Source organism: Mesorhizobium sp. M7A.F.Ca.US.005.03.1.1 (assembly GCF_003997975.1).
GTDB classification, from domain to species: Bacteria; Pseudomonadota; Alphaproteobacteria; order Rhizobiales; family Rhizobiaceae; genus Mesorhizobium; species Mesorhizobium ciceri.
Genome location: NZ_RZRO01000072.1, coordinates 24,612 through 33,745 on the forward strand (window position 1 = coordinate 24,612; position 9,134 = coordinate 33,745).

9 protein-coding genes are annotated in these 9,134 nt (G+C 63.7%); 5 read left to right on the forward strand and 4 right to left on the reverse strand.

Going from position 1 to position 9,134, the window contains the following annotated elements:
* On the forward strand, window positions 1-1,474 hold a 1,474-nt coding region (gene rpsA / locus EN990_RS24820), incomplete at its 5' end, for a 30S ribosomal protein S1 (RefSeq protein ID WP_245469207.1).
* Window positions 1,475-1,571: 97 nt separating this feature from the next.
* Here the strand turns inward: rpsA and EN990_RS24825 are convergent.
* From EN990_RS24825 to EN990_RS24840, 4 genes are all read right to left on the reverse strand, one after another.
* Entirely contained in the window at window positions 1,572-2,279 is a 708-nt protein-coding gene (locus EN990_RS24825; protein WP_063171055.1) for an SDR family NAD(P)-dependent oxidoreductase, read from the reverse strand.
* Between the two features lie 169 nt (window positions 2,280-2,448).
* The gene (locus EN990_RS24830; RefSeq protein WP_127369269.1) at window positions 2,449-4,026 is read right to left on the reverse strand and encodes a 5-guanidino-2-oxopentanoate decarboxylase; all 1,578 of its coding nucleotides are present in this window, start codon (window positions 4,024-4,026) and stop codon (window positions 2,449-2,451) included.
* The gene (locus EN990_RS24835) at window positions 4,023-4,670 is read right to left on the reverse strand and encodes a TetR family transcriptional regulator C-terminal domain-containing protein (RefSeq protein ID WP_032809890.1); all 648 of its coding nucleotides are present in this window, start codon (window positions 4,668-4,670) and stop codon (window positions 4,023-4,025) included. The genes EN990_RS24830 and EN990_RS24835 overlap by 4 nt, the downstream gene beginning before the upstream one ends.
* Window positions 4,667-5,539 carry a dimethylarginine dimethylaminohydrolase family protein gene (locus tag EN990_RS24840; RefSeq protein ID WP_063171053.1) on the reverse strand — a complete coding sequence of 291 codons (873 nt, stop codon included), beginning with the start codon at window positions 5,537-5,539 and terminating at the stop codon, window positions 4,667-4,669. Before EN990_RS24840 ends, EN990_RS24835 begins: the two co-directional genes overlap by 4 nt.
* Before the next feature lie 213 nt (window positions 5,540-5,752).
* On the opposite strand from EN990_RS24840, the gene EN990_RS24845 reads away from it, so the two are divergent.
* The 4 genes from EN990_RS24845 (at window position 5,753) to EN990_RS24860 (ending at window position 9,100) form a co-directional block, all read left to right on the forward strand.
* Complete coding sequence (locus EN990_RS24845; protein ID WP_063169844.1) at window positions 5,753-6,568, forward strand: ABC transporter ATP-binding protein; 816 nt, start codon at window positions 5,753-5,755, stop codon at window positions 6,566-6,568.
* Between the two features lie 53 nt (window positions 6,569-6,621).
* A complete protein-coding gene (locus EN990_RS24850; protein ID WP_063169843.1) occupies window positions 6,622-7,422 on the forward strand; it encodes a transporter substrate-binding domain-containing protein in 801 nt (266 codons plus the stop codon).
* Between the two features lie 155 nt (window positions 7,423-7,577).
* Window positions 7,578-8,291: an ABC transporter permease gene (locus tag EN990_RS24855; protein WP_196815384.1), complete on the forward strand. Its 714-nt coding sequence runs from the start codon at window positions 7,578-7,580 to the stop codon at window positions 8,289-8,291.
* Window positions 8,291-9,100, forward strand: coding sequence for an ABC transporter permease (locus EN990_RS24860; protein WP_063171052.1), 810 nt, complete (start codon window positions 8,291-8,293; stop codon window positions 9,098-9,100). Before EN990_RS24855 ends, EN990_RS24860 begins: the two co-directional genes overlap by 1 nt.
* Window positions 9,101-9,134: the final 34 nt, after the last annotated feature.

A 9,134-nucleotide genomic window follows, 5' to 3' on the forward strand; every position in this document is an offset into this window, starting at 1 on the left:
AGTCTATGTCGAGCGCATTGAAAACGCGCTTGGCGAAGCAATGCTTTCCCGTGAGAAGGCCCGTCGCGAAGAGAGCTGGGTCCGCCTCGAAGAGAAGTTCACCAAGGGTGAGCGCGTCGAAGGCGTTATCTTCAACCAGGTCAAGGGCGGCTTCACGGTCGACCTCGACGGCGCCGTGGCCTTCCTGCCGCGCAGCCAGGTCGATATCCGCCCGATCCGCGACGTCTCCCCGCTGATGCACAACCCGCAGCCCTTCGAGATCCTCAAGATGGATCGCCGCCGCGGCAACATCGTGGTGTCTCGCCGTACCGTGCTCGAAGAGAGCCGCGCCGAACAGCGTTCGGAAATCGTGCAGAACCTCGAAGAAGGCCAGGTTGTCGAAGGCGTCGTCAAGAACATCACCGATTACGGTGCGTTCGTCGACCTCGGCGGCATCGACGGCCTGCTGCATGTCACCGACATGGCATGGCGCCGCGTCAACCATCCGACCGAAATCCTCAACATCGGTCAGACGGTCAAGGTGCAGATCATCCGCATCAACCAGGAAACCCACCGTATCTCGCTCGGCATGAAGCAGCTCGAGAGCGATCCGTGGTCCGAGATCGGCACCAAGTTCCCGATCGGCAAGAAGATCAAGGGCACCGTCACCAACATCACCGACTACGGCGCGTTCGTCGAGCTGGAGCCGGGCATCGAGGGTCTCATCCACGTTTCGGAAATGTCGTGGACGAAGAAGAACGTGCATCCAGGCAAGATCCTGTCAACGACCCAGGAAGTCGACGTGGTGGTGCTCGAAGTCGATCCGGCCAAGCGCCGCATCTCGCTCGGCCTCAAGCAGACGCTCGAGAATCCGTGGCAGGCTTTCGCCTCTAGCCATCCGGTCGGCAGCCAGGTCGAGGGCGAGGTCAAGAACAAGACCGAGTTCGGCCTGTTCATCGGCCTCGAAGGCGACGTGGACGGCATGGTGCACCTTTCCGACCTCGACTGGACCCGTCCGGGCGAGCAGGTCATCGAAGAGTATAATCGCGGCGACATGGTCAAGGCGCAGGTGCTCGACGTCGACATCGACAAGGAGCGCATCTCGCTCGGCATCAAGCAGCTGGCCAAGGATACGGTCGGCGAAGCGGCGACTTCAGGCGAACTGCGCAAGAACGCGGTCGTCACCTGCGAAGTCATCGGCGTCAAGGATGGCGGTCTGGAAGTGCGGCTGGTCGACAGCGGCATCGAAACCTTCATCAAGCGCTCCGACCTGAGCCGTGACCGCGACGAGCAGCGCCCCGAGCGCTTCACCGTCGGCCAGAAGGTCGATGCCCGCGTCATCGCCTTCGACAAGAAGACCCGCAAGCTGCAGGTCTCGATCAAGGCGCTGGAAATCGCCGAAGAGAAGGAAGCGGTCGCTCAGTACGGCTCGACCGACTCCGGCGCTTCGCTGGGCGACATCCTGGGTGCCGCGCTGAAGAAGCAGGGCAGCTAAGTCTTCGCACCGCGAAGCCTTCGCACAGGCTCCAAAACAAAACCCCGCCGGAGCGATCCGGCGGGGTTTTTCTTTGACCTAGGTAAAGGTTGGAAAGTTACGCCCTGCCGTAAAGCGGCACCAGCGTGCCGCTCATCGCCTGATTGGCCGGCGAGGCGAGATAGGCGATGGCCTCGGCGGCGGCTTCGAGGCTGACCCATCTTGTGACATCGGCATCCGGCATATCGGCGCGGTTTGCCGGCGTATCTAGCGTCGACGGCGCCACGGCATTGACCAGGATGCCCTTGTGCTTCAGCTCTTCGGCCATCGCCACCGTCATGGCTGCCACCGCCGCCTTGCTGGCGGCGTAAGCGACCATGCCGGCGCCGCGCCGCGGATCGAGCCCGGCGCGCGCGGTGACGTTGACGATGCGGCCCGCCGTGTCCGACGACAGCATCGAGCGGATCGCGGCGCGGCAGCACAGGAAGGCGGTGCGCGCATTGGTGTCCATCATCTCGGCAAAGGACGCCGACTCGATCTTTTCAACAGGCGCCGAGGTGAAGCCGCCAGCCAGATGGATCGAGCCCCAAAGGCCCGGAACCTGGCTATAGAACGCTTCGACCTTCGCGGGGTCCGAGAGATCGACGTTGTGCACCAGCTGGACACGGTCATGCGAGGTAAAGGGGAAATGCGTAGGGGCGGCGGCATGAGCATTGGGCACATGGCAGATCGCGCCGTCGCTCAGCAGTTTGCCGACAACCGCACCGCCGAGCGCACCGGTCCCACCAGTCACGACGATATGCTTGCCTTCAAGTGTTTCCGTCATCTTGGACGCTCCTGTCATTTTTTTATCGTTAGGTCGTTTCTGTGCCGCCGACGCGAAGCGTCGCGCCTTTTGCGCCATCACTCAATTGACATCTCGACATGGCAGTTGTCGCGTCTTTGCATGCGTCCGACACTTCAGCCGTGGTCCGCCAAAACGGGAAACCCGCGCTTCAGTCAACTGTGATTTCGATGACGCGCGGCAGTCCGGTGGCCCGGGCGCGCTTCAGCGCGTCCGCGAGAGCATCGATATCGGCAAGCCGTTCGGCGCCGATGCCATAGGCCTCGGCCAGCTTGCAGAAATCCGGCGGCGCCGGCGATACGCCGACCGGCTCGACGCCGACATCGAGCATCGAGGTTTCGATCTCGCGGTAGCCTCTGTTGTTCCAGACGACGAAGATGACCGGTACCCGCGCGTCGAGCGCGGCGCCCAGTTCCGGCAGCGTGAACTGGAAGCCGCCGTCACCCGTGAGGCAGACGACCGGCGCATCGGGTATCGCAAGGGCCGCGCCAATTGCGGCCGGCGGGCCGTAGCCAAGCGCGCCGAAGCCGGTGGCGGCATTGAACCAACCGCCTGGCCGATCATGGTCGTAATAGAGGTTGGCCGCATAGATCGGCTGCGTCGAATCGCCGACGATGAGCGCGCCCGGCAAAGCGTCGCGGATCATCTCGACGGCGCGCACCTGCCCCTGCAGTGTCGGATTGAGCTCGGCAAAGGCTGCTTTGCGTGTAGTAGCGGCGCGCGACGAACCGCCCTCGCTTGCCCGGACATGGCGGGTTTCCAGAAGCAGTGCTTCGAGCGCCTCGGCGCAATCGGCCAGGATCGAAACCGTCGCCGGGCGGCGGGCAAGCTGGTCCGCGCCGATATCGATGCGGATCAGGTTGGCGGGCAGGACGAAGCCGCCATCGCTGTAGCCGTCATAGTCGGTCGGGCCGAATTCGGTGCCGGCGGCAATGACCAGGTCGGCGTCGGCCATCAGCGCCCGTACTGTCTTCAGGCTGGGACTGGCCGGCACGCAAAGCGGATGACCATGCAGCAGGCCGCGCGCATTGGTGGTCTGGACGACCGGCGCCCCCAGCCGTTCGGCCAGACGCCGCAGTGGCGCTTCGGCGCGTTTGGCGCCGCCGCCGACCAGGATCAGCGGGCGGCGCGCTGCACTGATGAGTTTGGCCGCGTTGGCAATTGCGACACCTTCCGGCACGGGCGGCGTCACATTGCTCAGCATGGCAGCGATGCCATCCGCCGGCTTGACCATGACGTCGGTCGGGATCTCGATATGTACCGGGCCGGGCCGGGCCGATGAAAACAGGGCGAAGGCCTGCGCCAGCGCGCCGGGCAATTCGCCAGCCTCGGTAACGCGCTGCGAAAACAGCGCCACCTTCTCCATCATGCCGCGCTGATCCGGCAATTCGTGCAGATGGCCCAGCCCCTTGCCCAGCGTCGGCGTGGCGTTGACGCCTGAGATCACCAGCATCGGCACCGAATCGGCGCGTGCCTGCCCCATGGCGGTGATGGTGTTGGTCAGCCCCGGTCCGGTGATGACGAAGGCGACGCCCGGTCTGCCGCTGGCGCGTGCGTAGCCATCGGCCATGAAGCCGGCGCCCTGTTCGTGACGCGGTGTGACGTGGCGGATCTTGGAGCGCGCTAGCCCGCGGTAGAGTTCTACCGTGTGGACGCCGGGAATCCCGAAGACCGTGTCGACGCCATGGGCTTCGAGCAGCGAAATGAGCGCTTCGCCGAGTGTCGTCATTGGTTTTCCTCCCCTTCCGGCGCGAGGCCTAGTTCGGCCTCGACGGCCTTGATGCCGATCGCCGCCAATTCGCCGGGCGAGAACATCTCGCCGGCCAGGCAGCCTTCGATCCAGAGTCCGTCGATGATCGCATTAATCGCGATGGCATGGTGGCGCAATTGGCTTGCGTCCGATTTGCGCCGTTCGGCGGCGAGCACCTCGGCCACAACCGCTTCCACCTCATTGCGAAAACCAAGGTAGCCTTCGCGGTGGGCGTGGGCCAAGGTCGGATCCGCTCTGGCGCGGCCGATGAAGGTTGCCCAGAGCGAAAACACCCGCGCGTCGATAATCGGCGCATTGAGGTTGGCGGTGACGAAAGCCGCAAGGCGCTGGCGAGGCGAGGCATTCTCCATGACCAAAGCCGCTTTCGCCTGCTCGGTCATGCGGCCCATCAGCGCTGCATAGGCTTCCTGCAGCAATTCTTCCTTGCCGGGAAAATAGTGCCGGATCAGCCCGGCGGTGACGCCGGCACGCAATGCGATGGTGCGCAAGGTGGCGCCCTGCAGGCCATGTTCCGCCACGCTGTCCAGAGTGGCCTCGATCAGATCCTGCCGCCGCCGCTCCTCGCCCTCGCGACGGAACCTGCGGCGGGATGGCATATTCATTGGCGCAGGATCGGTCGCGTCAGGCATGTCGGCCCGCCCTCGCAGGCGATGCAGAGCGCATCCGCCTCGAAGATTTCGACCGTGCAGCCGGCGGCTTCCATCGCGGCTTTGGTCTTTGGAAAGCCCGCGACGGCAATGATCTTGTGTGGGCTGGTCGGCAGCACGTTCAGGCTAAGGCCGTTGGAAGCCGCGAACTCTTCGGCGTCGCCTTCGACCAGCCGGATGTTACGCGCCTTCAGCATCTGATAGAATGGGGCCGGCAAAAGCGGTGAATGGACCAGTGCGAGGTCGTCGGCCAGCGGGCTGATCACCGACATCAGATGCAGGCACGCTTCTTCGCCTTGCCACAGCGGAAGATCAAAGCCGTAGACGGAAACGCCCAGCGGCGTCAGCAGGTTGGAAACCTGCTGGATGCCTTCCTGGTTGGAGCGGACACCGCGCCCGATCACCAGCGTACGGGCATCGAGCCATACGCAATCACCGCCTTCGACCTGGCCAGGAACCTCGACGCGGCCCAGGATTGGAATGCCCAGCCTTCGGTAGGTTTCCTCATGCAGCGAGGGCTCCCTGGCGCGCAACGGCTTGCCCATGGACAGAATCAGCGCGCCGCGATCGGTCATCAGCGACGGGTCGTGCGTGAACACCGAGTCCGAAAGTCCATCCGCCGTGTCCTCGATCCATTCGATTTCGGCACCGGAAGCCGCCACCAGTTCAGCAAGGAGCGCGTGCTGCGATGCCGCTTTCGCCGGATTGAATCCCGGGCCATAGTGCCAGGCAACCCTGTCGGCATTGCGCATGGCGTTGGCCGCCGACCGCATCAGCACGCGGCGCAGCGGCGCCGCCATGGACTGTGATCCGAAAGCGCTCATCGAAGTCCTTTTTCGCTGAAAAAAATCGAGAAAATTTCATGGAAGGCTATTTATACACTTGCACAACAAGCTCGCAAGTGCCGTAATAAGCAGGATTGACGGGCTCTCGCCGTTGGGTCCATGCTGAAGTCTGGAGCGGGGCAGTACAGCGTATATGTTGATTAGCCGGATACACGTTCGACGAACCGCAGCCGACCCGATAGAGGTCACCCGGTGAGCGTGGTGGAAGCTGCCGCAGTCCGATCCGGCAAGGCGCAGGACGGCGCCGCCGAAGCCATCCATGTCGAGAACCTGCACAAGAAGTTCGGTGAGCTGCATGTGCTGAAGGGCGTCTCGCTGTCAGCGCGCGACGGCGAGGTCATCGCCATCATCGGCGGCTCGGGGTCCGGCAAGTCGACCCTGCTGCGCTGCATCAACTGCCTGGAAAACCCGACCAGCGGCATCATTCGCGTCAATGGCGAGGAGATCAAACTCAAGGCCGACAGCCACGGCCACACCATTCCGGCCGACCGCAAGCAGATCGAGCGCATCCGCTCCAAGCTCGGCATGGTGTTCCAAAACTTCAACCTGTGGAGCCACATGACGCTGATCGAAAACGTCATCGAGGTTCCGGTGCATGTGCTTGGCGTCAAGCGCGATGTGGCGATCGGCGAGGCCGAGAGGCTGCTCGCCCGTGTCGGTCTGGCTGAAAAGCGCGACGTCTATCCGGCCTATCTGTCGGGCGGCCAGCAGCAGCGCGCCGCGATCGCCCGGGCGCTGGCCATCAATCCGCGCGTCATGCTGTTCGACGAGCCCACCTCCGCGCTCGATCCCGAACTGGTCGGCGAGGTGCTGAAGGTGATCGGCGACCTGGCGCGCGAAGGCCGCACCATGGTGCTGGTCACCCACGAGATGAAGTTCGCCCGCGAGGTCGCGACCCATGTCGTCTACCTCTACAACGGGCTGGTCGAGGAAGAAGGGCCGCCGGAGCAGATCTTCGGCGCACCGAAATCCGAAAGGCTGAAGCAGTTCATCCGCAACATCGGCTAGGCAAGCCGGGACGGAAGAAAACCGGGAACCAACAACAAACTGGGAGTCATGAAATGAAGACCGTTCTGAAGACATTTGCCGCAGCGCTGCTGCTCGGCGTCGCCGCCATGGGCGTGGCCAAGGCCGATCCGGTCAAGATCGGCGTCGCCGCCGAGCCTTATCCGCCCTTCACCTCGCCCGATGCTTCGGGCAAATGGATCGGCTGGGAGATCGACTTCATCGACGCCGTCTGCGCCGAGGAGAAGCTCGATTGCGTCATCACCCCGGTTGCCTGGGACGGCATCATCCCGGCTCTGACGACCAAGAAGATCGACCTCATCGTCTCCTCGATGTCGATCACCGCCGAACGCGCGAAGACGATCGATTTCTCGGACAAGTACTATAACACGCCGACCGCGATCATCGGCCCGAAGGACCAGAAATTCGGCTCCGCTCCGGACGACCTCAAGGGCAAGATCGTCGGCGTGCAAGTGTCGACGGTGCACGCTGTCTACGCCAAGAAGCACTTTGGCAGCACAGCCTCCGAGATCAAGGAATACCAGACCCAGGACGAGGCCAACAACGATCTGGCCGCCGGCCGTCTCGACGCGGTGCAGGCCGATTCCATCGCGCTTGGCGAATTCCTCAAATCCGACCAGGGCAAAGCCTGCTGCGACCTGAAGGGCATGGTCGCTCCCGATGACGAAGTGCTCGGACCGGGCGTCGGCGCCGGCGTGCGCAAGGAAGACACCGACCTGAAGGGCAAAATCAACGCCGGCATCAAGGCGATCCGCGCCAACGGCAAATATGACGAGATCTCGAAGAAATACTTCGATTTCGACATTTACGGCGGCGGCGGCGCGCAGTCGAACTGACGATCCTCGTATGAGCTGTGGGGTGTGGCGTCGCGCCATGCCCCACCTGCTCGATCTTTCCCAGGCATGTTTGCCGCCGACGCAGCCGTCGGCGGTTAGTCAGCACTTCGGGGGCGACGCTGATCGACGCACTTCTTTCGGCCTCCGCGGCCGGCATCACCGAGCTTCTCTCGCCCTACCCGCCAGGCTGGGGCGGGGCGCTTCTGGTTGGGCTGCTGCATTCGATCGAGATCGCGCTGGGCGCCACGTGCCTCGGCCTTCTGATCGGCACCGGCGGCGCCTATGGCAAGCTTTATGGCGGGCCGGTGGTGCGCGATCTCCTGGCGGTTTACACCACCATCGTGCGCGCCGTGCCCGAACTGGTGCTGATCCTGCTGCTCTATTACGCCGGCACCGACCTGATCAATCAGGCGCTGACGGCCATGGGTTATCAGCGCGTCGACGTGAGCGGCCTTGCCGCCGGCATCGCCGTGCTCGGCTTCGTCCAGGGCGCCTATTCGACAGAGGTGATACGCGGCGCGATCCTGGCCATTCCGCAGGGCCAGATCGAAGCCGCCCGCGCCTATGGAATGTCTCCGGGCCTGATGTTGCGGCGCATCACCTTGCCGTCAATGCTGCCCTTCGCTATTCCGGGCCTCGCCAATCTCTGGCTGATCGCCACCAAGGACACCGCGCTATTGGCTGTTGTCGGCTTCTACGAGCTGGCGCTGGCAACGCGGCAGGCAGCGGGCGTCACCAAGGCCTATTTCACCTTCTTTTTCGCGGCGGGCGTGCTCTATCTGCTTTTGTCGCTGTTTTCCAACCTCGTTATCGGCCGGGTCGAGACCTGGTCGCGGCGCGGCATGCCTTCGCTCAAGGAGGCGCGCTGATGGCCAACGAGGCGACCATCATCGACGTCGCCGCGCGAACGTCGCTGTGGCTGCAGCCGCACCGCATCGTGCTGATCCTGATCGCACTGGGCCTTGTTCTGTCGGCCGCCTTTTTCATGCGCTGGGACTGGCTGCCGCAATATTATGAAATGGGCTTGATCGGCCTCTGGCGCTCGCTGTGGATCCTGGCCGTCACCTGCGTGCTGGGCTTCCTGCTGGCCGTCCCGCTTGGCCTGGCGCAGGCTGCCGGCTCGTTCTGGTTCGCCGCACCCGCCAAGGTGTTCTGCACGGTGATCCGGGGCACGCCGCTGCTGATCCAGCTCTGGCTGCTCTATTACGGCCTGGGTTCGCTGTTCCCGCAATATCCGTGGATCCGCGAATCCTGGATGTGGCCATATCTGCGGCAAGCCTGGCCCTATGGCGTGCTGGCGCTGACCCTGTCGTTCGCCGGTTATGAGGGCGAGGTGATGCGCGGCGCCTTCGCCGGCGTGCCCAAGGGGCAACTCGAAGCCGCCCGCGCCTTCGGCATGAGCCGCTGGAAGGCGTTCCGGCGGATCTGGCTGCCGCAAGCCATCTACCGGGCGCTGCCGACGCTGACCGGCGAGACCGTGCTGCAATTGAAGTCGACGCCGCTGGTGGCAACGATCAGCGTCATCGACATCTTCGCCGTTTCGTCCAAAGTACGGCAGGACACCTACCTCACCTACGAGCCCTTGCTGCTGCTGGCGCTGATCTACATGACGATAACCGGCATTCTGGTCTTCGCCTTCAGCAGGATAGAGGCCAGGATCCCGAACAAGATTGGTTAGAGGGGAGTAGGGGAGTAGGGGAGTAGGGGAGTAT

Coding starts and splice junctions, on each gene's coding strand:
- EN990_RS24825 (WP_063171055.1), bottom strand. CDS start 2,279: ATGACGGAAACACTTGAAGGCAAGCATATCGTCGTGACTGGTGGGACC.
- EN990_RS24830 (WP_127369269.1), bottom strand. CDS start 4,026: ATGACGACACTCGGCGAAGCGCTCATTTCGCTGCTCGAAGCCCATGGC.
- EN990_RS24835 (WP_032809890.1), bottom strand. CDS start 4,670: ATGAATATGCCATCCCGCCGCAGGTTCCGTCGCGAGGGCGAGGAGCGG.
- EN990_RS24840 (WP_063171053.1), bottom strand. CDS start 5,539: ATGAGCGCTTTCGGATCACAGTCCATGGCGGCGCCGCTGCGCCGCGTG.
- EN990_RS24850 (WP_063169843.1), top strand. CDS start 6,622: ATGAAGACCGTTCTGAAGACATTTGCCGCAGCGCTGCTGCTCGGCGTC.
- EN990_RS24860 (WP_063171052.1), top strand. CDS start 8,291: ATGGCCAACGAGGCGACCATCATCGACGTCGCCGCGCGAACGTCGCTG.